This window comes from Pseudomonas sp. Bc-h, from assembly GCF_002080045.1.
Taxonomy (GTDB): domain Bacteria; phylum Pseudomonadota; class Gammaproteobacteria; order Pseudomonadales; family Pseudomonadaceae; genus Aquipseudomonas.
Genome location: NZ_MUIN01000015.1, coordinates 277,172 through 301,636 on the forward strand (window position 1 = coordinate 277,172; position 24,465 = coordinate 301,636).

The 24,465-nt window shown below is 60.8% G+C and carries 18 protein-coding genes; 7 read left to right on the forward strand and 11 right to left on the reverse strand.

The annotated features are described in order from the left end of the window. Positions 1-2: 2 nt before the first annotated feature. On the reverse strand, positions 3-491 hold the full coding sequence (locus BWR59_RS28390; protein ID WP_081569005.1) for a GFA family protein: 489 nt from the start codon (positions 489-491) through the stop codon (positions 3-5). A 193-nt stretch (positions 492-684) separates the two neighbouring features. Here BWR59_RS28390 and BWR59_RS28395 point away from each other — a divergent pair, with 193 nt between their 5' ends. The 3 genes from BWR59_RS28395 (at position 685) to BWR59_RS28410 (ending at position 5,461) form a co-directional block, all read left to right on the forward strand. After that, positions 685-2,310: a methyl-accepting chemotaxis protein gene (locus BWR59_RS28395; RefSeq protein WP_081569006.1), complete on the forward strand. Its 1,626-nt coding sequence runs from the start codon at positions 685-687 to the stop codon at positions 2,308-2,310. A 1,292-nt stretch (positions 2,311-3,602) separates the two neighbouring features. After that, a complete protein-coding gene (locus BWR59_RS28405; protein ID WP_081569008.1) occupies positions 3,603-4,847 on the forward strand; it encodes an AGE family epimerase/isomerase in 1,245 nt (414 codons plus the stop codon). Further along, complete coding sequence (locus BWR59_RS28410) at positions 4,844-5,461, forward strand: LpxA family transferase (RefSeq protein WP_178111252.1); 618 nt, start codon at positions 4,844-4,846, stop codon at positions 5,459-5,461. Before BWR59_RS28405 ends, BWR59_RS28410 begins: the two co-directional genes overlap by 4 nt. A gap of 44 nt (positions 5,462-5,505) precedes the next feature. Here BWR59_RS28410 and BWR59_RS28415 read toward each other — a convergent pair whose 3' ends face one another. After that, positions 5,506-6,585, reverse strand: coding sequence for an AbrB family transcriptional regulator (locus BWR59_RS28415; RefSeq protein WP_081569101.1), 1,080 nt, complete (start codon positions 6,583-6,585; stop codon positions 5,506-5,508). 122 nt (positions 6,586-6,707) lie between these two features. Here BWR59_RS28415 and BWR59_RS28420 point away from each other — a divergent pair, with 122 nt between their 5' ends. Both BWR59_RS28420 and BWR59_RS28425 read left to right on the forward strand, forming a co-directional pair. Next, the gene (locus tag BWR59_RS28420) at positions 6,708-7,610 is read left to right on the forward strand and encodes a LysR family transcriptional regulator (RefSeq protein ID WP_081569009.1); all 903 of its coding nucleotides are present in this window, start codon (positions 6,708-6,710) and stop codon (positions 7,608-7,610) included. Between the two features lie 59 nt (positions 7,611-7,669). Then, the gene (locus BWR59_RS28425) at positions 7,670-7,885 is read left to right on the forward strand and encodes a hypothetical protein (RefSeq protein ID WP_081569010.1); all 216 of its coding nucleotides are present in this window, start codon (positions 7,670-7,672) and stop codon (positions 7,883-7,885) included. Positions 7,886-8,040: 155 nt separating this feature from the next. On the opposite strand, the gene BWR59_RS28430 is transcribed toward BWR59_RS28425, so the two are convergent. Next, on the reverse strand, positions 8,041-8,559 hold the full coding sequence (locus tag BWR59_RS28430; protein WP_081569011.1) for a nucleoside 2-deoxyribosyltransferase: 519 nt from the start codon (positions 8,557-8,559) through the stop codon (positions 8,041-8,043). A 153-nt stretch (positions 8,560-8,712) separates the two neighbouring features. Between BWR59_RS28430 and BWR59_RS28435 the strand changes: the two genes are divergently transcribed. After that, entirely contained in the window at positions 8,713-10,380 is a 1,668-nt protein-coding gene (locus BWR59_RS28435; RefSeq protein ID WP_081569012.1) for a VRR-NUC domain-containing protein, read from the forward strand. 82 nt (positions 10,381-10,462) lie between these two features. On the opposite strand, the gene BWR59_RS28440 is transcribed toward BWR59_RS28435, so the two are convergent. Genes BWR59_RS28440 through mfd form a run of 3 tightly spaced genes read right to left on the reverse strand, consistent with a single transcriptional unit; the run spans position 10,463 to position 17,207 of the window. Next, positions 10,463-13,168, reverse strand: a complete 2,706-nt coding sequence (locus BWR59_RS28440) for a DEAD/DEAH box helicase (RefSeq protein WP_081569013.1) — start codon at positions 13,166-13,168, stop codon at positions 10,463-10,465. Between the two features lie 13 nt (positions 13,169-13,181). Then, positions 13,182-13,718 carry a CsiV family protein gene (locus tag BWR59_RS28445; RefSeq protein ID WP_081569014.1) on the reverse strand — a complete coding sequence of 179 codons (537 nt, stop codon included), beginning with the start codon at positions 13,716-13,718 and terminating at the stop codon, positions 13,182-13,184. 9 nt (positions 13,719-13,727) lie between these two features. Continuing rightward, positions 13,728-17,207, reverse strand: a complete 3,480-nt coding sequence (gene mfd, locus BWR59_RS28450) for a transcription-repair coupling factor (protein ID WP_081569015.1) — start codon at positions 17,205-17,207, stop codon at positions 13,728-13,730. A gap of 169 nt (positions 17,208-17,376) precedes the next feature. Here mfd and BWR59_RS28455 point away from each other — a divergent pair, with 169 nt between their 5' ends. After that, positions 17,377-18,840, forward strand: a complete 1,464-nt coding sequence (locus BWR59_RS28455) for a glyceraldehyde-3-phosphate dehydrogenase (protein WP_081569016.1) — start codon at positions 17,377-17,379, stop codon at positions 18,838-18,840. A gap of 239 nt (positions 18,841-19,079) precedes the next feature. Here BWR59_RS28455 and efeO (BWR59_RS28460) read toward each other — a convergent pair whose 3' ends face one another. From efeO (BWR59_RS28460) to BWR59_RS28480, 5 genes are all read right to left on the reverse strand, one after another. Beyond that, positions 19,080-19,904, reverse strand: a complete 825-nt coding sequence (gene efeO / locus BWR59_RS28460; protein WP_081569017.1) for an iron uptake system protein EfeO — start codon at positions 19,902-19,904, stop codon at positions 19,080-19,082. A gap of 27 nt (positions 19,905-19,931) precedes the next feature. After that, the gene (gene efeB, locus BWR59_RS28465; protein ID WP_081569018.1) at positions 19,932-21,251 is read right to left on the reverse strand and encodes an iron uptake transporter deferrochelatase/peroxidase subunit; all 1,320 of its coding nucleotides are present in this window, start codon (positions 21,249-21,251) and stop codon (positions 19,932-19,934) included. A gap of 64 nt (positions 21,252-21,315) precedes the next feature. Beyond that, the gene (gene efeO, locus BWR59_RS28470; protein ID WP_081569019.1) at positions 21,316-22,527 is read right to left on the reverse strand and encodes an iron uptake system protein EfeO; all 1,212 of its coding nucleotides are present in this window, start codon (positions 22,525-22,527) and stop codon (positions 21,316-21,318) included. Positions 22,528-22,535: 8 nt separating this feature from the next. Then, positions 22,536-23,405, reverse strand: a complete 870-nt coding sequence (efeU, locus tag BWR59_RS28475; RefSeq protein WP_081569020.1) for an iron uptake transporter permease EfeU — start codon at positions 23,403-23,405, stop codon at positions 22,536-22,538. 154 nt (positions 23,406-23,559) lie between these two features. After that, positions 23,560-24,462 (reverse strand): LysR family transcriptional regulator, encoded by a 903-nt coding sequence (locus BWR59_RS28480; RefSeq protein ID WP_081569021.1) that lies wholly within the window; start codon positions 24,460-24,462, stop codon positions 23,560-23,562. Positions 24,463-24,465 lie beyond the last annotated feature (3 nt).

A 24,465-nucleotide genomic window follows, 5' to 3' on the forward strand; every position in this document is an offset into this window, starting at 1 on the left:
GCTCAGCGCTCCAACCCCAGCCGCTCATGCCAGTCGGCAATCGACTCTTCGGGGTATTGCTCGAACTGCTGATCCTTCGGCCCGGCTTCTACCTCGACCCACGACGCCTTGGAGTCCAGCAATAAATGCGTGTGTTCCGGCGGGGTCGGCAGGGGCGTGTCGATGGCCGAGGCGAACGGGTGAATCAACTCCGGCCATTCTGGGCTGAACAGCCACAGCCCACTCCCGCAGTGTTTGCAGAAGTGCCGCTCGGCGCTACTGGTGTGGACGTGGTGATTGTGCTCGTCCCTCATCTTCGCGTGATAGATGGCGATGCTGCTTTTGCCTTTCACCTTCAAGGTTTTCGCGTCGCCGCCCAGGTTGATCGAATAGCCGCCACCGCCTTGGGTCTTGCGACAGATCGAGCAGTAGCAACGCTGATAAGGGTAGGGGTGGGCGCTGGTCAGACTGAACTCCACCTCGCCGCAATGGCATGAACCTTCCAGATGCATGGCGTCGTCTCCTTCGTGTTTATCGACTAATAGGTCTAGACCGCGCCACGGCGTCAGGTTCGAAGTTTTCTCGAACAGCTGTTCGGAAACTTCATGAAGCCGAGCCCTCAAGAAGCCCTGAGAGGCGTCGATATCCGATAGTCGTACGACGACTTTTACGACCACTGCCACTAAAAACAACGAGCCAACGGTCATGAACCTACGCAATTTGACCATCGCCCGCCGCGCGGGCCTTGGATTCACGCTTATCTCCCTGCTTGTCGCATTGCTCGGCTGGTTTGCCCTGACGCAGATGTCCACCATTCGCCAGAGTGAAGTCGCGGTCGAGAGCAACTGGATGCCGAGCATGCGTCTGGTCAACGACATCCGCGAGGCGATGTTGCGCATTCGTACGATCTCTCTGCGCATGGCGCTGGACACCGACCCCAAGAACGTCAGCGTCTACAAAGGCCAGATGGACGCTCGGGCCAAGGTCCTCAGCGACAAATTGACGAGCCTCGACACATTCATCGACACCCCTGAAGAAAAAGGCCTGTACGACAAGTTTCGCGGCACGCTCGCCGATTATCAGCGTGGCCTGGCGCAGTCGTTCGTGCTGGCGGAAAGCGGCGATCTGAAGGCGCTAAACACACTGCTGCTGGTCGACATGAAAACCGCAGTCGACAACTCCGGTTCACAGCTGGGCGATCTGGCGGATTTCTATTCGCGCCAGGTTGAACGGGAAGGCGTGGCGGCCCAATCGCAATACGTGCAGTCGCGCACGGTGGTATTGGTGTTCGTGTTGATCGCGGCATTGGCCACCGTGATCCTCGCGTTGTGGCTGACTCGCAGCATCATCCTGCCTCTGGAAGAAGCGGTAAGCGCTGCCGAGTTCGTGGCCAAGGGCGATCTGACCCACGACATTCGCGTCGAAGGCAAGGACGAAGTCACTCGCCTGCTGCACGCCCTGCAACAGATGCAGAACAACCTGCGTAGCACCCTGAGCCTGATCGGCAACTCCGCGAGCCAGTTGGCATCGGCGGCCACCGAACTGAACTCGGTCACCGAAGACAGCCATCGCGGGCTGCATCAGCAGAACGCCGAAATCGAGCAAGCCGCGACGGCGGTCAACGAGATGACCTCGGCGGTCGAGGAAGTCGCGCGCAACGCGGTTTCCACTTCACAGGCTTCGAGTGAATCCAACGACGCGGCCCAGGACGGCCAGGCGCGGGTGATCGAAACCGTGACCTCGATTCAGAACCTCTCCAGCAACGTGCAACACACGTCGGTACTGGTGCAGAACCTCGCCGATCAGTCTCAGGACATCGGCAAGGTGCTGGACGTGATCCGCTCCATTGCCGAGCAGACCAACCTGCTGGCGCTGAACGCCGCGATCGAAGCCGCACGCGCCGGTGAGTCGGGGCGGGGCTTCGCCGTGGTCGCCGACGAAGTCCGCGCTTTGGCGCACCGGACGCAGCAGTCGACGCTGGAAATCGACAAGATGGTGACCACCATGCGCAGCGGTTCCAGCGAAGCGCTCGAATCGATGCTGGTCAGCCGCTCACGGGCCTCGGAAACCCTTGAGCTGGCACAAGGCGCCGGTGAGTCGCTGACGCGTATCACCTCGTCGATTCATGAGATTTCCGAGCGTAACCTGGTGATCGCCAGCGCCGCCGAGGAACAGGCGCAAGTGGCGCGGGAAGTGGATCGCAACATCGTCAACATCCGCGATCTGTCGCTGCAGTCTTCGTCCGGGGCCAACCAGATCAGCGCATCGAGCAACGAGCTGTCGCGCCTGGCCGGGGAGTTGAATCTGGTCGTGACACGTTTCCGCGTGTAAGAGCCGAGCTACAAACCTTCCACGTAAGACACATGACCCGTGGGAAGGAGCTTGCTCGCGAATGCAGGGCGTCAGGCAATGAGTCGGGCGCTGTTCATGCAAACGCAGCAAGTCCTGTGGGAGACGCCGGAGGTCACGACGGCAGCGAAGGCGGCGTGTCAGCCAGCATCGAACTGCCTGAACCACCGCTTCGCCACTGTCGTAACCTCCAGCGGCAGCGAAGGCGGCGTGTCAGCCAGCATCGAACTGCCTGAACCACCGCTTCGCCACTGTCGTAACCTCCAGCAGCTCCCACAGGGTCCGGGGTGTCTGGAGGTCCGAGTTTTTCACGCGAAACGTTTGAAGGCCGGCGCTGTTCATGCAAACGCCGCGGATCCTGTGGGAGACGCCGGAGGTCACGACGGCAGCGATGGCGGCGTGACAGTCAGCATCTAATTGCCTGACCCACCGCTTCGCCACTGTCGTAACCTCCAGCAACTCCAACAGGGTCCGGGGTGTCTGGAGGTCGGGCGTTGTGCATGCAGGACGTTTTGAGTCGGGCGCCGTTCAGGCAAACGCAGCAAACAGGACGTTTTGAGTCGGGCGCTGTTCATGCAAACGCAGCACATCCTGTGGGACACGCCGGAGGTCACGACGGCAGCGAAGGCGGCGTGGCAGTCAGCATCGAATTGCCTGACCCACCGCTTCGCCACTGTCGTAACCTCCAGCAGCTCCCACAGGGTCCGGGGTGTCTGGAGATCGGGCGCTGTGCATGTGGGATGTTTTGAGTCGGGCGCTGTTCATGCACACGCCGCGAATCCTGTGGGAGACGCCGGAGGTCACGACGGCAGCGAAGGCGGCGTGTCAGCCAGCATCGAACTGCCTGAACCACCGCTTCGCCACTGTCGTAACCTCCAGNCTGTGGGAGACGCCGGAGGTCACGACGGCAGCGAAGGCGGCGTGTCAGCCAGCATCGAACTGCCTGAACCACCGCTTCGCCACTGTCGTAACCTCCAGTTCACAGCAGCTCCCACCGGGTCCGGGGTGTCTGGAGGTCGGGCGTTGTGCATGCGGGATGTTTGATCTGTTAACTGACCCGCCATATTCGCGAGCAAGCTCCCTCCACATTACAACTCGCCAGTCTTTGATCACCGGTGCTGCTGTCCGCACACAACTTGTGGGGGCTTCAAGCATCGCCTTTGCATAATCGTTTCACCTCATTCACTTGCCTGCACCTGTCCTTGGCTTGCATGATTCTCCCCGACTAATAATTCCTGGCGGGCTGAACCTGCCGAGCAGATAGGTGAAAGGCAATGGATGATGTGAACCACGGTTTCAGCAGCTGGCTGCGCGCCCCCGGACACACGGCGTGGCTCATGCAGGAAGGCAATCGCCTGCTGGCGTTCGCCAAGGCGGCGAAGCTGCCTCAGGGCTTTGGCAATCTGGACGAACATGGGCGTCTGCCCGCCGATGCCGTCGCCGAGACCATGAACACCGCACGCATGACCCACAGCTTTGCCATGGCCCACATCAGTGGCATTCCCGGTTGCGCCGAACTGGTGGATCACGGGGTTGCCGCGCTGGCCGGGCCCTTGCGCGATGCCGAGCATGGCGGCTGGTTCGCCAAGCCCCTTGAACACAGCACCGATACCGGTAAAGCCGCCTACCTGCATGCCTTCGTTGCCCTGGCCGCATCCTCTGCGGTGGTGGCCCAACGTCCCGGCGCCAAGGCGCTGCTGGAGCAGGCGATTCAAGTCATTTCCCAGCACTTCTGGAGCGAGGAAGAGGGCGCCATGCGCGAATCCTTCGCCCGCGACTGGAGCGATGAAGAAAGCTATCGCGGCGCCAACAGCAACATGCACAGCACCGAAGCCTTCCTGGCACTGGCCGATGTTACCGGCGATGCGCGCTGGCTGGATCGTGCACTGCGCATCGTCGAGCGCGTCATTCATCAGCACGCCGCGGCCAACGATCATCAGGTGATCGAGCACTTCGACCTGCAATGGCAGCCGGTGCGCGAATACAACGCCGACAAGCCCGACGACGGTTTCCGCCCTTATGGCACCACGCCGGGCCATGCCTTCGAATGGGCGCGGCTGGTGTTGCATCTGGAGGCCGCGCGGCAGAGAGCCAAGCTGGAAACCCCGGCCTGGTTGGTGGAAGACGCCCGCATGCTGTTCGAAAACGCTTGTCGCTACGGATGGGATGTCGATGGTGCGCCGGGCATCGTCTACACCCTGGACTGGGAAAACCGCCCGGTGGTGCGCCATCGTCTGCACTGGACCCACGCCGAAGCGGCCGCGGCGTCGGCGGCCTTGTTGCAGCGTACCGGCGAGCAACAGTACGAAACCTGGTACCGCACGTTCTGGGAATTCAACGCGACCCTGTTCATCGATTACCAGAACGGCAGCTGGCGCCATGAGCTGAACCCGCAGAATCAGCCGAGCGCTGACATCTGGCCGGGCAAGCCTGACCTCTATCATGCCTATCAGGCGACGCTGCTGCCGGTTCTGCCACTGGCGCAAAGTCTGGCGACTGCACTGGAGCATCTGCAGTGATCAGGATCGGCGACTACATCGAATCGATGGACACCTCCGCGCTCTCTCGCTGGGCGTCGTTGACGCCGTGGGAACTGGTGACCCGTGCCAGCGAGATCGTTCGCGAAGTGCTGGTGACCCTGGGCGATGAGTACGAAATTCGCGGCGACATCGCGCTACACAAGACGGTGATCGTGGAGGAGGGCGCAGTGCTCAAGGGGCCGCTGATCATCGGGCCACATTGCTTCGTCGCCAGCGGCGCTTACCTGCGTGGAGGTTGCTGGGTGGGCGAGCGTTGCATCTTCGGCCCCGGCGCGGAGTTGAAGACTTCGTTCGTGTTCGACGGCACCAAGCTGGCCCATTTCAATTTCGTCGGCGACTCGGTTCTTGGGGCCGGAGTCAATCTGGAAGCGGGCAGCATCGTCTGCAATTACCGCAACGAGCGCGACGACAAGGAAGTGCGCGTACGCGTCGACGGCCGTTTGCGGGCTACAGGTTGCGACAAGTTCGGCGCGTTGATCGGCGATCGGTCACGGGTCGGCGCCAATGCCGTGCTGGCGCCGGGTACGTTGCTGGCCAAGGCCTCGATTATCCGGCGAGGTGAGGTGTTCGATGCCGAGGTGGTGAAAACCTGAGGCATCCAGCGTGCTGCCTTTGATTGTGGCGTGAGGCAGTAAAATTATGCCAACCGCTGCGTCACCCGAATCACCTGCCGGGCGATGTACGCGCCGGTCACGATCACGCCGAACAAGCGCAGGGTCTGCATCGCCAGCACGAAGCCGACATCCGAGTGGGTGTCGATGGCGATGATCGCCATGGCGTCCAGGCCGCCGGGGCTCGTGGCCAGGTACACCGACAGGAAGTCCTTGCCCATCATCTCGGCGATGACCCAGGCTGAAATCGCGCACAGCAGAATCAACAGCAGTGCGCCGAAAATCATCGCAGGCAGACGCCGCCAGACGTAGCCGATGGTCACCCGGTCGAAACGCAGGCCGATGTAACTGCCGATGGCACCGTAGGCGATTGCCAGCAGCCAGGTCGGCATGACGATCTGCAGCACGCCGCTCAATTGCAGCGCACCACCCAGAATCAGTGGCACCAGCAGTGCGCCCGCCGGCACCTTCGATCCAAGCGTGACGCCGACCACGATCACCAGCAGACTCAGGCCGAGGTTGAGCAGGTTGGCCCCTTGCAGCAATGCGTCGCTGCTGTGGGCATCGGTGCCACCGACGTCGGCGCCAATCAGGCGGCTGACCAGCGCGCCGACCATCACCACACAGACCACCCTTACATATTGCATGGTCGCCACTACGCGGGAGTCGGCGCCGTAATCCTCGGACATCGCCACCATCGCCGATGCCGCGCCCGGCGAAGTGCCCCAGGCCGCCGTGCTGCCCTGAATGCCGCCCCAGCGCGCCAGCCCAATGCCCACCAGAGCGCTGAGCGCCACGGTCAGCAATGTCGCAAACACCATGACGTGCCATGAGTGGAGAGCGGTAAGCAGCACGCCCATGGTCATCGAATGCGCGACCAGCACGCCGACCGAGCCCTGACCCAGACGAAACACATGCTTGTGCAAGCGAATGTTGGCCCCGGAAACACCGAAACCGATCGCTACCAGCATAGGGCCGAGAAACAGCGCGGCGGGGACGTGAAAGTATTTGAAGGCTTGACCGGCACTACCGGCGAGAAGAATCAGCAGCGTCCATTGCAGCAATGGGTGCAGGGTTCCAAGGGAAAACGAGGCGGGGCGCGACAACGAGGATCTCCAGAGCATGGGCTTTTTCCTGAGGGAAGATCGTCCAATGCCGGGAATTATCGACAGCGCAATCGATCAAGTCTATTTTCTAATAATCATGAATTGATAACTTTGGTTGATATATGGACCTGCGCGACCTGACCTATTTCGAAACCATCGCCGAACTTGGGCATCTGGGGCGCGCCGCGGAGAAGCTCAACCGCAGCCAGCCTGCGTTGACCAAAAGCATTCAGCGTCTGGAAGAGTCGTTCGGCACCAAGCTGTTTCAGCGCGACGGACGGCGAATCAAGCTGACGCCGGTCGGTGAACTGCTGCAGGCACGGGGCAAGATGCTGCAACAGAGCATCGCTCAGACCCAGCGCGAAGTGCGTGACTTCGCCAGCGGCGCAGTGGGCGAAATCCGCCTGGGTTGTGCCTCGACCATGGCGGAATACCTGCTCCCTGAGCTGACCAATGCGCTGCTCAAACGCGCGCCGGAAATCACCCTGAAGCTGGTGATCGGCCAGGACGACATGCTTCGCGAACAGCTGCGCTCGGGGCATCTGGACATGATCATTTGCTCCCAGCGGGCCATCGAAGATGAATTCACAGCCCACCCGATCCTGACCGACGAGGCAGTGGTCATCGCCAGCCGCAATCACCCGATCTTCAACGCGCCGTTTCAGATGAGTGACCTGTGCAATTACCGCTGGGTACTACCCCCGCCCGGCGTGTCGTCGCGGATGTGGGTCGATGACGCGTTCGCCCGAAATAACCTGCCGCTGCCGGTGGTGCAGATCGAGGCCAATTCCATTTCCCTGTTGCCGCGCCTGATCGCCCAGACCCGCCTGTTGAGCTTCATTGCCCGGGAAACCCTGGAATATGGCAAGAACATGCAATATCTGCGCGAAGTGCCGTTGGAACATACCACCATGGCGCGGACCATCTGCGTCATCCTGCGTCGCGAGGGTTACCTTTCACCGGCCGCTCATGCCATGGCGCAAATGCTCCGCGATGACGGCGGATCGTTTTTCAGCTGGGTGTGATCGCGGCGTTTTGTGGAGTAGCCTTGAAACCGATTGGACAGATCTGGGAGAGAACACAGATGCACGTACAGCCTCACACACGCGGCAAGCACAATCTGCCATCGTACTTTCTGAACCACGAAGACCAGCATTTCGGAGGCGACCAATCGCCGCTCAACGACTCCGATGCCGATGAAGACAGCGACCCGGAAGGCGATCTGGACCTGGGCGATCTGCGGCTGGATGAGTTCGAGGATTCGGACAAGCTGGATATCGGGTCTTCGACGTTGGGCTGATGATCGAGCGATTTCTGCTCGATCATAAATCTCACGGTCAATGAACAAAATGTGGGAGAGAGCTTGCTCGCGAATGCGTTGTGTCAGTGAGCTGATCAATCACAGGCACTGTGCCTTCGCCAGTAAGCTCCCTCCCACGGGTTCAGCGTTCGGCGTTACTTCATATCTGAACGAGACGCGAAAAATCGTGCCAGCGCCTCAACCCCTGCCTCCGCCGTTTCGCTGCTTCCAGCCCAGGTGCAGGCCAGCATCAGATTCTTCGGCAACTGAAAATCCTCCACCTGAAACCCCTGTGCATCGAAGCCTTCAGCATCGTGCTCGATCTGGTCACGCAGCGATCCCGAGTCCTCGAAGTACGCCCACACCGGTTTACCGAGCGCGACGGCCATGCCCACCTCGAACGCTGTCCCGGAATCCGGCTCGCCCCCGCGAAACACATTGAGATTGGCCAATACTCCGTCGCAGCGTTTGATCATCTCGATGTTGGCCTTGCAGATCAGCGCAGCGGTTTCCTCAGGCGGCAGACCCTGCGCCACCTCATTGTCGAACGGGTACAGCCCCTCAAGGCCATGGGCGTCGCACAGGGCTTTCAGATAACGACCATGCTCGATAGCGTCGGCACGAAATACATCGAAGCCGGCCAGGTAGATGCGTGGTTTGCTGGAGGAGGGCATGGCGTTTTCCTTCTGGGGCGGATGCCGAGAGTCTAACGGCTGATCGCGATGCCGTTGATCAGGCAAGTGCGGACAGCTCAAAAAAGGGGCTGGAATCTGTACGGATAAACAGTATCCTGACGCCTTTTCCGCCAGACGTTACGTGACATCGCCGTGAGCACTTCTCCCCTCGACAATCCGTTCTATTACCTGGAGAACTTTCGCCAGGTACTGGGCTGGATTGCCCAACGCTACGATGATCTGCTCGACGACGAGGAGCGGCGTTTCATCGACGAATTCGCGGGTTTGCCGCAACCGGCCCAGGCGCTGCTGGTGCGCATGGTCATGCGCAAAGGCACCTTGTTTCGGGCGAGCAAACTGGATTACGCCGAAATCGGCGACGTTCGCCTCGCCGCCGCGCCCTTGCTCGAATATGGCTGGGTGCATGGCGAACCGCATCTGGATCTTCAAACCCTGTTTGCTTTGCTGCGCAAGGATGAGTTGAGCCTCTGCTTCAAAGCCCACGGCGTCAGAAGCGCGGAAAAGAAAGCCGATCTGCTTGAGCGTCTGCTGCCCTTTTATCAAGCGCCGCAGCCTTTGCAGGAATGGTTTTCGGGGTTCGATGAGATCATTTTTGGGCTACAGGTAATGCCCCTGTGCGACCGCTTGCGGCTGCTGTATTTCGGCAACCTGTATCAGGAATGGTCAGAGTTCGTGCTCGCGGATCTGGGCATCTATCGCTACGAAAAGGTCGAGTTTTCTGTCGAGTCTCGCGGCATCACCCAGCGCGCGGACATCGACACCTGCCTGCATCTGCACAATTGCCGTCAGGCGCTGGATGAGGGCGTTGCCCTGGACGAACTGGCCGCCCAGGCACTGGCCATCCACACTGAAAACCCTTGGCTTGCGATGCGTCGGGCCAAGCTGCTGTTCCAGATCGGCTATCAGGCTGAACGTGAGCAGGAGTTGCCGCTGGCGTTGTGTGTCTATGCGCAATCCAGTTATCCCGGCGCCCGAGTGCGCAGGATTCGAGTACTGGAGCGCAGCGAGCAATATATCGAGGCGATGGCGCTGTTGCAGCAGGCCGAGTCTGCGCCAGAAAACGCCGAAGAAACCCAACACCTGCTGCGGATCGCACCGCGCCTGCAACGCAAGTTAGGCGATGCCAGCGTACGACGCAGGGCGAAGCGGGCGGTCACCCGGCTCGACCTGAGTGTGGTGCCGTTGCCGGAATACAGCGTCGAACAGCTGATTCAGTTGCACTTGGCCGAAGAGGGCAGCGAGGTGCATTACGTCGAAAATGCGCTGATCAACTCACTGTTCGGGCTGCTCTGCTGGCCTGCGATTTTCGCACCGCTGCCAGGGGCGTTCTTTCATCCGTTTCACAGCGCGCCGAGCGATCTTTACAGCCCGGATTTCTATCAGCGTCGAGCCGCGATGTTCGATGCGTGCCTTGCGCAACTGGACGACGAAGGTTATCAAACGGTCATTCGCCAGCATTACGTCAGCAAGTTCGGCCTGCAATCGCCGTTTGTGTTCTGGGGCACGTTGACCCCGGAGTTACTGGATCAGGCGCTGCATTGCCTGCCTGCGGCGCATCTCAAGCGCTGGTTCCGTCGCCTGCTGCAAGACATCAAGGCCAATCGCACCGGCATGCCCGACCTGATCCAGTTCTACCCCGAGCAGCGCAGCTACCGGATGATCGAAGTCAAAGGCCCCGGCGATCGTTTGCAGGACAATCAGTTGCGCTGGCTGGATTTCTGCGCCGAGCACGAGATGCCGGTGGTGGTGTGTTATGTGCGGTGGGCAGAGGATGCGGTGTGTCAGTCGACAGCCGTCTGACAAATCTGCCGCTATCGCTGTCGTCGTGACCTCCGACGTCTCCCACAGAGTCCGTGCTGCTACAGATGGGGATGTCTGGGCATTAGCGCTTCACCTTCTTCGGCGGTAGCGGCAGCGGCGCGAACAAGGCTTCGATTTCCTCATCCTGCAGCTTCCAGTCCCCGGAAGTCCTCCCGTCCAGCACGCCGGACGCCAAGGCTGACTTTTCATGCTGCAGGTGCTGGATTTTCTCTTCCACCGTGCCGCGGGCGATCAGCTTGTAGACGAACACCGGTTTTTCCTGACCGATGCGATAGGCGCGGTCAGTGGCCTGATTTTCCGCAGCGGGATTCCACCATGGGTCGTAATGAATCACCGTGTCCGCCGCCGTCAGGTTCAGACCCGTCCCGCCCGCCTTGAGGCTGATAAGGAAGATCGAACGCTTGCCGCTCTGGAAGTCCTGCACCGGCGTACGTCGATCTTTGGTACGGCCAGTCAGCAAGGCGTATTCGATGCCGCGTTGTTGCAGTTCCACCTCGATCAGTTCGAGCATCGAGGTGAACTGAGAGAACAGCAGGATCTTGCGGTTCTCCGACAGCAGTTCTTCCAGCATTTCCATCAGGCTTTGCAGCTTGGCCGAGCTGGAATGTCGAGGGTTGAGCGGCACGCTGTTGACCAGACGCAGGTCGCAGCAGACCTGGCGCAGCTTGAGCAGCGCCTCCAGAATGATGATCTGACTGCGCGCCACGCCCTTGCGGGTGATCTCGTCGCGCACCTTTTTGTCCATCGCCAGACGCATGGTTTCGTATACGTCGCGCTGAGCATCGTTGAGTTCGACCCAATGCACGATTTCGGTCTTGGGCGGCAGCTCAGTGGCCACCTGCTCCTTGGTGCGGCGCAGCAGGAAGGGTTTGATCCGGGCATTGAGATGCTGCAAGCGCGCTTCGTTGCCGAGCTTTTCAATGGGCGTGCGGTAGTTGCTGCTGAACTGCTTGGCGTCGCCCAGCCAGCCTGGCATCAGGAAATGGAACAGTGACCAGAGTTCACCCAGATGGTTTTCCAGCGGCGTGCCGCTCAGGCACAGGCGTTGCCGGGCGTTGAGCTGGCGCGCCGCCTGGGCCGCCTTGCTGTTGGGGTTCTTGATGTACTGCGCTTCGTCGAGCACCAGCACATGCAGCAGCTGTTTGCTGAGCAGCTCCACATCCCTTGGCAGCAAGGCGTAAGTGGTCAGGATCAGGTCGTAGTCCTCCAGACTCTGGTATTCCTGATGCCGGTTGGCGCCATACAGCGCGAGCACATTGAGCTGCGGCGTGAAATGCTTCGCCTCGTCCATCCAGTTGGGGATGAGACTGGTGGGCATCACCGCCAGCGCTGGACGATCCAGGCGCCCGGCCTGTTTTTCCACCAGCAGATGCGCGAGGGTTTGCAGGGTCTTGCCCAGGCCCATGTCATCGGCCAGCACGCCGCCGACTTCCAGTTCGCGCAGCGCCTGCATCCAGCTCAGGCCTTCGAGCTGATAAGGCCGCAGCTTGGCGTTGAGCCCTTTGGGCACCTTGACGCTGGCGTTCTTGATGTTCACCAGCCGCTCGGAGAACTGTCGCAGCCGGTCGCCGCCTTGCCACACCAGCGGCATGTCGTCGAGCTGCTTGAGGCGCGTGGCGTCAGCAGTGTTCAGGCGAATGGCGTCATTGCCTTCCTCCCGCCAATAGAAATCGCCGAGGGTGGCCAACACGGTTTTCAACCGGCCGTAGGGCAGTGCGACCTGAATCGGTCCGCCGCCGCGCTGGGTGAAATGGTTGAGTTGCACCAGCAGTTGCTCATCGTCGCGGCGCTTGGCGATACCGGCCAGGGTCATCAGCTCCGGGTGCGTGCGCAGCAAGTTGATCAGGATCGGCAGCAGGCTCAGGCGCTCGCCGTTGACGATGATCCCCAGTTCCAGATCGAACCAGTCTCGCTCCGGCTCCTCGTCGACGACCGCATACCAGTCGTCCACCGGCGTCACGTCGAAACCGAAATCATCGTGCATCTCGACGTCCCAACCGTGATCACGAAGCACCGGCAACTCATCGAGCATGAAGCTCAGCCAGGCCTTGTCGTTGGGCAGTTCGAACATTTCCCCGGCGCTGTCGGGCAACGCCTTGCTCTGGCGGGTGGCGATGCGGAAACCGATGTCCTGCAACTGCCTGCGGTATTGCCCTTCGCGGTCCATATGACGACGCAGACGCAGCGTCTCGTCTGTCAGGTGGCGCACGATATCGCTGGAGCGGCCGGGGCTGGGCATGCCCGAGGCGTAGAACTCGCCGTAACCAAAGGCCAGTGCGGCGCGGTGCTGAATGTGCCGCTGCATCTTGCCGTTGCGCGGCTCGTAGGCGCTGAACTCGAAGCTGGCGAGGATCAGTCGGGGTTTGGGTTCGATATCGCTGATGATGCGTTCAGGCAAGGCTGGCTTTTCTTCGGGCTTGGGCGCGAGGGTGGACGATTGTCGGTCCACGTTTGCCAGAAGCTCGGGCAAGGTTTCGGGATCCTGCAGGAAGAACAGCGCCGCCGCACAGTGCTTGCAGTTGTTCCTGACCGGACAGGTGCATTTGCCCACCACAAAGTTGCGCGTGCGCTCCGGGTCTTTGAACTGCAGGGTCTGGGTGTAGATTTCCAGGCTCGAGCCACGGCACACAGTGCGAACCAGATTGGGGCTCAGGTGCTGCAGCGACACGCGTTTCTGCCGCGCATAGTCGAGCCCGCGTTCCACGCTCTGCGCCTTGAACAACGGTTCCCATGGCAGGGCCAGGGCTTTTTCCAATAGGGATGACACGTCTTGCCCTACGTCAACGCGGTGCTTGAAGAGGAGAAACCTTGATCAACATGGCCAGACTTCCGTTGTCCATGTAGGTCAATTCGCCGTTGCGAACCCGAGTCGCCTGACGCATCCGCTCGCTGGTGACCAGCACGCCGTGGTCGTCGAGCTGGTTGACCCAGAAATTGGCGTCGATGTCCGTGAAGCGTGCAAGGCCCAGGCTGAGTGTTCCCTCAATGGGAAAGTGGCCGAACTGTTCCTGACCGCTGCTGATCGCAACCTTGCTCGGTGTCGCGCTGAGGTCCTGTTGCCAGGCTCGGTGCAGCAGCACTTTGTAACCGTCGCTGGATTCCAGCTTGCTCACCAGCCCGTCGAGCGCGGTAGCGGTCTGGTTGTCGGCCCCCAGTTTCTGCGCGCCAGCGGCCCAGTCTTCCGGGGCAGGCTGGTTGGTGGCCGCCGGTTCGCCGTTCTGGCGAAACAGGATCATTTCCACCTGATAGGTGCCGTCGGCGAAGGCCGCAGGAGCGATCAGCACCAGCAGCAGGGTGAGCGAGCGAAACAGACGCATGGTGAATCCTTAAACCGACTTTTTGGAGGGCTGCGGGGTCAGGCGCTCAAGCAGCGCTTCAATCGTATTGAAGCGCTCCTCGGGACGTTCCATCGGCACCGTGAACTTGAACAATGTGGCACCTTCGAATTTGTACCGCTTGGGTTGCCCCTGAATCAGCTTGATCAATGTCAGCGGATCTACTGGAGTATCGGCCGCGAATTCGATTCGTCCACCCTGCGGGCCAGCATCTACCTTCTTGATCCCCAGCTGCTCGGCCTTGAGCTTGAGCGAGGTCATGCGCACCAGATTCTTGGTCGGTTCCGGCAGCAGGCCGAAGCGGTCGATCATTTCCACCTGCAGGTCTTTGAGGCCCTCTTCGTCGGCGGCGTTGGCAATGCGCTTGTAGAGGATCAGGCGCGCATGCACGTCCGGCAGGTAATCCTCCGGAATCAGCCCGGGCACTCGCAGGTTGATTTCCGGACCGCCGCCCAGCGGCTGATCCAGATTCGGCTGCTCGCCCTTGCGGATCGACTTCACCGCGCGTTCGAGCATCTCCATATAAAGGGTGAAACCCACGGCCTGGATCTGCCCGCTCTGGCCTTCGCCGAGCAGCTCGCCCGCACCGCGGATTTCCAGGTCGTTGGTCGCCAGCACGAAGCCTGCGCCCAGGTCCTGAGTGTTGGCGATCGCTTCCAGACGCTTCTCGGCGTCGGGCGTGATCTGCTTGCGCGGCGGCGTCAGCAGGTAGGCGTAAGCCTGGTGGTGACTGCGCCCGACACGGCCGCGCAATTGGTGCAGCTGGGCCAGGCCGAACTTGTCGGCGCGTTCGATGATGATGGTGTTGGCGCTCGGCACGTCGATGCCAGTCTCGATGATGGTCGAGGCGATCAGTACGTTGAAACGCTTGTGATAGAAATCGCTCATCACCTGTTCGAGATCGCGCTCATGCATCTGCCCGTGGCCGATGCCGATGCGAGCTTCGGGGACCAGTTCGGCGAGGTCGGCGGCGCATTTTTCGATGGTCTTCACATCGTTGTGCAGGTAGTAGACCTGACCGCCGCGCAACAGCTCACGCAGCAACGCCTCTTTGACCGTCGGCTTGTTCTGCTCCATGACGAAGGTGCGCACCGATAGCCGGCGGGCGGGCGGGGTGGCGATGATCGACAGGTCGCGCATGCCGGCCACGGCCATGTTCAGCGTGCGCGGGATTGGCGTGGCGGTCAGGGTCAGGATGTCGACCTCGCTGCGCAACGCCTTGAGCTGTTCTTTCTGACGCACACCGAAGCGGTGTTCTTCGTCGATGATCACCAGCCCCAGATTCTTGATTTTGACGTCGTCCTGCAACAGCTTGTGCGTGCCGATGACGATATCGATCTTGCCTTCGGCCAGATCGGCCACGGCGGCGTTGATCTCCTTGGCCGATTTGAAGCGGCTCATGACTTCAACGGTCACCGGCCAGTCGGCGAAGCGGTCGCGGAAACTGTTGTAGTGCTGCTGGGCGAGCAGGGTGGTCGGCACCAGAATCGCCACCTGCTTGCCGCCGTGCACGGCAATGAACGCAGCACGCATCGCCACTTCGGTCTTGCCGAAACCGACGTCACCGCACACCAGGCGGTCCATCGGCTTGGGTGCCAGCATGTCGTGGCGCACGGCTTCGATGGTGGTCTGCTGGTCCGGGGTTTCCTCGAACGGGAAGCCGGCGCTGAAGGTCTCGTAGTCCAGCTTCGGATCGGCGAACGCATACCCCTCGCGGGCGGCGCGGCGGGCATAGATGTCCAGCAGCTCGGCGGCCACGTCGCGTACTTGCTCGGCCGCTTTGCGCTTGGCTTTCTGCCAGGCTTCGGAACCCAGCCGGTGCAGCGGCGCCAGTTCGTCATCGCTGCCGGTGTAGCGGGCGATCAGGTGCAGGTTGGCGACCGGGACGTACAGTTTGGCCTCTTCGGCGTATGCCAGCATCAGGAACTCGGCGACCTGATTTTCGACTTCCAGTGTGGCCAGCCCCAGATAGCGTCCGACACCGTGGTCGATGTGCACCACCGGCGCGCCTTCGCGCAGTTCGGCGAGGTTCTTGATAACCGCATCGTTGGAGTGACCGTCGGCGCGTTTCTCGCGTCGACGGCGCTGCATCACTCGCTGACCGAACAGTGGGCTTTCGGCAATCAGTGCCAGCGCCGTTTGGTCCAGCGCTGTCTGTTCCAGTAGCAGACCTTCGTCCAGCGGCGCGATGGTGATTGCCAACCGCTCCTTGCTGTCGACGAACTCCAGCCAGCTGTCGAGGGTTTTCGGGCGCAGCTTCAGCCGTTCCAGCAACTCCAGCAGCACTTCGCGACGGCCGGCGGATTCGGCGGTGAACAGCACGCGCCCGGGGAAATCGTTGAGGAAGTTCGACAGCGCCGCCAATGGCTCGCTGGCCTTGGCCTCGATCGCCAGATTCGGCAGGGCCTGCGCCGGGAATCGTTCGCGTCCGACGCCGGTCTCCACGTCGTCCTGGCTGGTAACGACCCGCGGCCAGGTTTTAAGACGTGCGAAGCAGTCTTCCACCGGCAGGAACAGTTCATCGGGCGGCAACAATGGACGGTCAGGGTCGACGCGGCGTTCTTCATAACGATTGCGCACGTCCTTCCAGAAGGTCTCGGCGGCCTGCTCGATGCCTGGCAAGGAGAACACTTGCGTGTCCTGCGGCAGGTAGTCGAACAGGGTCGAGGTTTCTTCAAAGAACAACGGGATGTAGTACTCGATACCCGCAGGTGTAATCCCGCTGTTCAAATCCTGAAAGATCGGGCTACGGCGGAAGTCGACATCGAAGCGCTCGCGAAAACGCGCCTTGAAACGGGTGACGGCTTCCTTCTGCAGCGGGAATTCCTTGGCCGGCAACAGACGCACCGAATCGACCTTGTCGATGGAACGCTGGGTTTCCGGCTCGAAGGTGCGCAGGGTTTCGATTTCGTCGTCGAACAGGTCGATTCGGTAGGGCAGTTTGCTGCCCATCGGGAACAGGTCGATCAGCGCGCCGCGTACCGTGAACTCGCCATGCTCGTACACCGTGTCGACGTAGCGGTAACCGCTGGCCTCAAGCCGCGTGCGCATCAGCTCGACATCAAGCTTCTGGCCGACGTCGAGCACCAGGCTGCTGCCGAGCAGGAATTTGGTCGGCGCCAGTCGGTGCAGGGCGGTGGTGATCGGCACGACCAGTACGCCGTGTTCCAGCTCCGGCAGCCGGTAAAGGCTGGCGATGCGCTGGGAGATGATGTCCTGATGCGGCGAGAACAGGTCGTAGGGCAGGGTTTCCCAGTCGGGGAAATGCAGCACCGGAAGATCAGGGGCGAAAAACTTCAGTTCCTGTTCCAGACGCTCGGCACTTTGGCTGTCGGCGGTCAAAAGCAGGGTGAAGCGTTTCGCGGCGCTGGCGGCCTCGGCGATGGCCAGGCTCTGAGCGGCACCGGGCAGGTTGCCCCAATGTTGTTTGCCTGCAGCGGCAGGGAGAATCGGTAGGCGCAGAACGGGCACGGAAGATAAAGCTCCAGGCGTTGCGGCAAAGCCGGGGATTGTAACTAAATCGGGAATCCGCTGTCAGTTTTACGCTCACGCAATTATGTAGTGCCAGTCTTCTTCAAAACACTGGATTGCTCATAAACAAAGGCTTGGGCATAATGTAGTCCCTTTTTTCAGCCCCTACATGTGGAAGGTTCCCGTGACTCAGAAGCCCGACCAGTGTCTTGGTGAATGGATCGATCGTGAAGCGCTCGCCGAGGCGATGATCCCGCTAATCGGTCAGCTCTACCGCAATAACAACGTGGTGAGTTCGATCTATGGCCGCACCCTGATCAATCGTTCCGTCATCGCGATTCTCAAGGCGCACCGCTTTGCGCGTCATCGTCAAGCCGACGCGACCGAGTTGTCCGTACACGAGACTTTCCCGCTCATCAAAGCGATGAGCGAGCTTAAACTGGGTGCCGCTTCGGTCGACCTGGGCAAGCTGGCCGTCAAATACAAGGCCGAAGCCAATGGCCGTACTGCCGAGCAGTTCGTCCGTGAAGAAATGGCTGAAATCGTTGGCCAACAGAACTCCGGCGCTCGCAAGGGCACTGACGTCGTGCTGTACGGTTTCGGCCGTATCGGTCGTCTGCTGGCCCGCATCCTGATCGAAAAAACCGGTGGCGGCGACGGCCTGCGTCTGCGTGCCATCGTCGTGCGCAAAGGCGCCGAGAACGATCTGGTCAAGCGCGCGAGCCTGCTGCGTCGTGACTCGGTTCACGGCCCGTTCGACGGCACCATCACCATCGATGAAGCCAACAACACCATCAGCGCCAACGGCAACCTGATTCAGGTGATCTACGCCAAGAACCCGACCGAGGTGGACTACACCCAGTACGGTATCAAGGACGCGCTGCTGGTCGACAACACCGGTGTATGGCGTGATGCCGACGGTCTGGGCCAGCACCTGCAGTGCCCTGGCATCGACCGCGTGGTGCTGACCGCGCCGGGCAAAGGCAAGCTGAAGAACATCGTTCACGGTATCAACCACCAGCAGATCACTGCCGATGACAAGATCATCTCGGCTGCGTCCTGCACCACCAACGCCATCGTGCCGGTCCTCAAGGCCGTCAACGACAAGTTCGGTATCGTCAACGGTCACGTTGAAACGGTTCACTCGTACACCAACGACCAGAACCTGATCGACAACTTCCACAAGGGCGATCGCCGTGGCCGTAGCGCCGCGCTGAACATGGTCATCACCGAAACCGGCGCTGCCACTGCCGCTGCCAAGGCGCTGCCTGAGCTGGCCGGCAAGCTGACCGGCAACGCGATTCGCGTTCCGACGCCGAACGTGTCGATGGCGATTCTGAACCTGAACCTGGGCACCGCGACCACTCGCGAAGAAATGAACGAATACCTGCGCGAAACCGCGCTGTACTCGGACCTGCACAAGCAAATCGATTTCGTGAACTCGCAGGAAGTGGTATCCACCGACTTCGTCGGCTCCCGCCACGCCGGTGTGGTCGATGCCGAAGCGACCATCTGCATGGATAACCGCGTTGTGCTGTACGTCTGGTACGACAACGAATTCGGTTACAGCTGCCAGGTGGTTCGTGTGATGGAAGACATGGCGGGCGTCAACCCACCGGCTTTCCCGAAGTAAGATAGAGGCAGCGGCGGGCCGTTAGCTGCACGCCGCAAGCTGAATCAAAAAACGCCCCGAATGGTTCGGGGCGTTTTTTTTGGGTGGAGGTTTGTGAAAAGCCGGAGGCTTTTCAAAAGTAACTCGCCGAAGGCGAAACAGGTCTGGCGTTACCGGTTAGCCAGAGCCCCAACCCCCAGACCCGTCACTCACACATAAAAAAGCCCGCTCAAAAAGCGGGCTTCTCATTGCGCTCAGGCTCAGTTCAGACCGAGTTTGCCACGCATCTGCGACAGGTCTTCAGCCAGGGTGTTGACCGGGCCGGCCAGGGCTTTACGGTCGTTTTCCTTGACCTTGTCATAGGTCTCGTAACCACCATCCTTGGTCTTGTACTTGGCCAGGATCTTGTCCACGGTCGCGAAGTTCTTCTCCACCTTGCTCACGAACGCTGCGTCAGACTTCTGCAGTTGCGGTTTGAACAGATCGACGATCTTCTTCGAACCGTCAACGTTGCCCTGGAAGTCATACAGGTCGGTGTGGCTGTAACGGTCTTCCTCACCGGACAACTTGGTCGCAGCCACTTCTTCCATCAGCGCAGCAGCACCGCCCACCACTTTCTCTGGCGGGAAAGTCATGTCGGCGATGCGCGATTGCAGCTCTTTGACGTCAGCCAGCAGCTTGTCAGCGAAAACAGCCTGATCCTTGGTGGTGTTCTGCGAGAACAGTGCATATTCCAGACGGTGGAAACCGGTGAAATCGTCAGCTTTCACGCCGTTTTCGTGGTCGTCTTCGCGGGAGTCGATCGAAGCGTCCAGATCACTGAACAGCTCAGCGATAGGCTCGATGGATTCGTAGGAAATACGCGTCGTCGGGAACAGCTTCTTGGCAGTCGCCAGGTCACCTTTCTTGACGGCGTCGGTGAACTTCTGGGTGTCTTCAGCCAGTTTGTCGACGTTTTCGGTGACGTAAATCTTGTAGTCGGAAACTGGCGTTACCAGATCCAGCGGTGCCGTTGCCGCGAACACGGACATCGGGGTCTGCAACAAGCCGAGGGTAACCAACAACGCGAGAGGCGACTTTTTCATGGAGCTCTTCCTGTGAGGTAAGGGTTGTCAGGTAGTTTTTGTTTTTACAGCAGAGGCAGCAGCCAGCAGTGACCGGCCGATGTAATCGTTGCTGTCCACCACGCCTGGCAGAGTGAAGAAGTACCCGCCACCGATCGGCTTGAGGTACTCCTCCAGCGGCTCGCCGTTGAGGCGGGTCTGGACAGTAATGAAGCCTTTTTCCAGGTCCGACTGATAGCAGATGAACAGCAGGCCCATGTCCAGCTGGCCGTTCTTGTTGACGCCGTTGGAGTAGTTGAACGGACGACGCAGGATCAGGTTGCGCTGACTCTGCGCGGTGCGCGGATTAGCGAGGCGGATGTGCGCATCGAGCTTGGTGACCTTGCCTTCCGGGTCCTTCTTGTAATCGGGGACGTCGGTTTCGGTCTTGCCATCCATCGGCGCGCCGGTGGTCTTGACCCGGCCGAAGATCGCTTCCTGTTCCTGCAGCGGAGTACGGTCCCAGCGCTCGACGAAGTTGCGGATGATCCGCACCGCCTGATAGCTGCCGTTGGCAGCCCAGGCCGGTTCGTCGCTGCCCGGTTGCACCCAGACCAGCTCGTTCATGGTCTTCTGGTTGTTCGAATCGGGGTTGGCAGAGCCATCGCGGAAACCGAGGAAGTTACGCGCGCTTTCAGGCGTCTGGCCGGGCTTGAGCGGTGCCTGGGCCGGTACCGTGCCTTCCTGTTTCCAGCGCACCAGCAGCAGGTCGGGCAGGTTCTTCACGATGTCGCGCAGGGCGTGAATGTTGCTGTCCGGGGCATTGGAGCAGAACTGGATGCTCAGGTCGCCATGGCAGCAGTCGGCTTCCAGCGCATCGTTGGGGAAACCGACCATGCGTTGCAGGCGCTTGGGCTTGACCTGTTCCAGGCCGAAGCGCTCGTCGAACAGTGAATCACCCACCGAAACGGTAATGGTCAGGTTGTCCGGGGTGACCACCGGGCCGAGGATGCCGGAGTCCAGCGGGGGCAGCTTCGGATCGACCTGCGGCACTGCGCCGCCGGTCATCAGGAAGGTAATGCGCTCGTTCAGGGTGCGGAACAGACGCTCGAGATCGTCGCGGTCCTGCGCCAATACGTCGAAGGAGACCATCATGCCCGCGGTCGGGCGCGGCGTGACGATGCCGCTCTGATGCACGCCATGGAACTCGTTGTGGTCCTGGGTCTTCTCGCTTTTAGGGGCTTCGGTCACTTGCGCCGGGGCAGGGGCTGCCAGAGCGTTGCCGGCAAGGCTTGCGCCAGCGATGGCAGCGCCCGCGGCGCCCAGGCCCATCAGGACACGGCGGCGTTCGGCGGAAATCGGGGCGTTGGATGAATCGGAGTCTTTCATGTGAATGCTACTTCGCTCTGGTTTCAGGGCCGGGCGGGCGCATCAGGCACCCGCCAGGGCACGCTTAAAGGCCGGTGAGGCCGAGGGCCGGATCGATTCCTTCGAGTGCATCGGCCAGCGCCTTGGCCTTGTCTGCGATTTGTTTTCGTTGTTCGGTACTGACCTGGTCGTACGGCGTGAAGCCGTCGTCGGTCTTGAGCATCAGCAACTGGTCGTCGAGTGCGGTGGTCGCCTCGTCGATCTTCTTCTGCACGTCGCCGGAGGTCTTGGCCAGCAGCGGACGCAGCAGTTCGATGACCTTGCGGGTGCCTTCCAGATTGGCGGCGAAACCGGTGACGTCGATGTGGCTGTAGCGCTCTTCTTCACCGTTGCTGCGGATGTCGGCCAGGCTGCGCATGTTGCGCACGACCATGCTCGCCAGTTGCTCGGGGGCAATGCTCTGGGCCAGCAGTTGTTCTTTCAGCGATGCGATGTCGCTCTGCAGCTTCTGTACGACAGGCGCCAGGCCGTCGACGGACTTCTGCGAGAACAGACCGAACTCGATGCGATGGAAACCGCTGAACCCCGGGTCCTGTTCGCGCTTCTCGAAGTAGTCGGCGCGGGCGTTGATCGCGTTGTCCAGTTCTGCCAGGCGCTGTGCGGCCGGGGCGATGCGCTGGTAGGCGGCACGGGCCGGTGCATAGGCGTGCTGAGCGGCGGCCAGATCGCCGGCTTCGATGGCTTGCTGCAGATCGTTCACGGCGCGGATCAGGGCGCTGCTCTTGGTGCTCAGGTACACGCGGTACTCGGACAGCGGACCAATGAACGCAACCATCGAAGGACGAGCCTTGGCGGCGGCGTCGGATTCAGCGGTCGGGGTCACGTGCAGGGTGCCACGCGGGTTGCTCAGCAAGCCGCAGGTGATCGCGTAATCGCCGGGTTGCAGGTTGGCGTTGATGATCTGGCTCAGGCCGGGTGCGATGTTCTCGCGCTCTTCGATGACCAGCACACCGTCGAGGATTTCCCACTCCACGGCACGCTCGGAGGCGTTGACGATGCGGAAGGCATTTTTCCCGGCTGGCACCGTGATTGCGTTCGGCTCACAGCTCTTGGGGTGGATGGTGACCACGGTTTCGGCGCTGTTGTTAGCCAGGCGTTTTTTCTGCGCCTGCTGCGAGGCGTAGTAAAACATGGCACCGGCAGCGATCATCAGGATCACCGATCCGGCGACGGCCATTCGCAATGCGCGGGGAGGCTTGGCTTGCTTGGGAGTAAGCCCGGAAGGACTGCTGTTCATGGGTGCCCTTATTTGTTCGTAACTGAAGAGGAGTGGCCGTGTTCATGCGCAGGGCGGGTGGGCAGACTCACCACCCGCGGCTGCGGTAGAAAGAACAGCACCAACGCGAAGATCAGATACGCCAGGTAAACGGTCAGCACGCTGACGGTCGGTGCATCCTGATACCCGAACATACCGGCGAGCACCGAACCCGTCGGCCCGTCCATCGGCAGAATCGAGCTGATGTCGAAGACCACAGTCTGGAAGTGATTCCACAGGCCAGCTTCGTGCAGCGCCTGCACCGAATTGGCGAGAATCCCGGCTGCCACCACCAGAATGAACAGCCCGGTCCAGCGGAAGAAGCGTGCGAGGTTCAGGCGCATGCTGCCTTTGTAGATGGCAAAGCCGATGCCCACGGCAATGATCAGGCCCAGCAGCGCGCCAAGCGGAGCACCTACGCCTTCGCTCTGCTGGAAGATCGCGAGCAGGAAGAACACGGTTTCAAGGCCTTCGCGAGCCACGGCGAAGAACACCATGCCGATCAGGGCGTACGTCTGGTTTTTCGAGCCGGCGAGGGCGGCATCCAGCGATTCGTGCAGTTCATGCTTGATCGAGCGCGCGACCTTGCGCATCCAGAACACCATGGAACTGAGGATGATCACGGCGAGGAGGCCGACCAGGCCTTCGAACAGTTCCTGTTGTTTCTGCGGGAATTCGGCGCTGACCATCTCCAGGCCGCCACCGACGAACAACGCCAGCGCTGCGGCGAGGAAAACCCCGATCCAGACGGCGGGCATCCACTCGCCACGGCCGGTCTGACGGAGGTAACTGGCAATGATGCCTACGATAAGCGCGGCTTCAATCCCTTCGCGCAGCATGATCAAAAAAGGAACGAGCATTTATCACCGGTGGAAATCTGATAGGGTGTGCGGCGTGAATGCGTTATAGAGCCATTCGCATTCAGCCAATGTGTAACATAATGATACTCATTATTGAATGAGCATACTTGTTTTTTTGCTTTTTCCAGTTTTTGTGCAGGTGTTCAGGTGGCGTTCAGCCAGTCGGCAGAGGCTGGGCTGACAGACTCGCTCTCATCATTTCCACGAACCTCTGCGCTGCCGGGCTCAAACCGAACCCCGCGCGACTGATCAACCCGATCTCCCTGTTCACGCCGCCATGCTCGACCCGCACCTGCACCAGATCGCCACGACCTTCGTCAGCGGATTCCGGCAGCAACGTCATCCCAAGCCCTTGACGCACCAGAGCCATGACCGTGGACATGTAGTTGGCTTCCAGCCCCGGCGTCAGGGTCAGGCCACCGTCCGAGAACAATTGCTCGACCCGCTCGCGTACGCTGCTGTCGCGTCCCGTGAGGATGATCGGCTCCCCGGACAGCTCCGAAAGGGTGATCGAGTGACGTTTGGCCAATGCATGATCCAAGGGCACGAACAGGTTCAAGCGGTCGACCATTACCACCTGAAAATCCAGCCCGTGGCTCATTCGCGCCCGTACACCCAGACCGAAATCAACCTCGCCCTCGCGCACCAGCGCGTCGATGCGTTGCGCCACCACATCGCGCAACCGTATTTCGACGCCGGGGAACTGCTCGCGGAAGGCCTTGAGGATCGGTGGCAAGGCGCCAGAACACAGCGAGGGCAGGGCGGCGATGGTGACCACGCCACGGCGTAACGCGGCCAGGTCCCGCGAGCCGCTGACGATGTTGTCCAGGTCCAGCAACAGTTTTTCCATCGCCCCGCGATTGTTCTGCCCCGCAGCAGTCAGGCTGACCTGGCGCGGGCTGCGTTCGAGCAGCGTGACGCCCAGCCACTCTTCCAGTTGCTGAATCTGCACCGTCAACGCCGAGGGTGACAGGTTCAGCTCGATGGCAGCCTTGGCAAAGCTGCCGCTATTGGCCACTGCCAGAAAGGCGCGGATGTGCTGAATCGAGTTTTTCATGAG

Bases quoted from the DNA above. Each gene is read 5' to 3' on its own strand.
- efeU (WP_081569020.1), bottom strand. From the start codon at position 23,405: ATGCTCGTTCCTTTTTTGATCATGCTGCGCGAAGGGATTGAAGCCGCG.
- efeO (WP_081569019.1), bottom strand. From the start codon at position 22,527: ATGAACAGCAGTCCTTCCGGGCTTACTCCCAAGCAAGCCAAGCCTCCC.
- BWR59_RS28395 (WP_081569006.1), top strand. From the start codon at position 685: ATGAACCTACGCAATTTGACCATCGCCCGCCGCGCGGGCCTTGGATTC.
- BWR59_RS28445 (WP_081569014.1), bottom strand. From the start codon at position 13,718: ATGCGTCTGTTTCGCTCGCTCACCCTGCTGCTGGTGCTGATCGCTCCT.
- efeB (WP_081569018.1), bottom strand. From the start codon at position 21,251: ATGAAAGACTCCGATTCATCCAACGCCCCGATTTCCGCCGAACGCCGC.
- BWR59_RS28420 (WP_081569009.1), top strand. From the start codon at position 6,708: ATGGACCTGCGCGACCTGACCTATTTCGAAACCATCGCCGAACTTGGG.
- BWR59_RS28430 (WP_081569011.1), bottom strand. From the start codon at position 8,559: ATGCCCTCCTCCAGCAAACCACGCATCTACCTGGCCGGCTTCGATGTA.
- BWR59_RS28405 (WP_081569008.1), top strand. From the start codon at position 3,603: ATGGATGATGTGAACCACGGTTTCAGCAGCTGGCTGCGCGCCCCCGGA.
- BWR59_RS28455 (WP_081569016.1), top strand. From the start codon at position 17,377: ATGTGGAAGGTTCCCGTGACTCAGAAGCCCGACCAGTGTCTTGGTGAA.
- BWR59_RS28390 (WP_081569005.1), bottom strand. From the start codon at position 491: ATGCATCTGGAAGGTTCATGCCATTGCGGCGAGGTGGAGTTCAGTCTG.
- BWR59_RS28425 (WP_081569010.1), top strand. From the start codon at position 7,670: ATGCACGTACAGCCTCACACACGCGGCAAGCACAATCTGCCATCGTAC.
- efeO (WP_081569017.1), bottom strand. From the start codon at position 19,904: ATGAAAAAGTCGCCTCTCGCGTTGTTGGTTACCCTCGGCTTGTTGCAG.
- BWR59_RS28480 (WP_081569021.1), bottom strand. From the start codon at position 24,462: ATGAAAAACTCGATTCAGCACATCCGCGCCTTTCTGGCAGTGGCCAAT.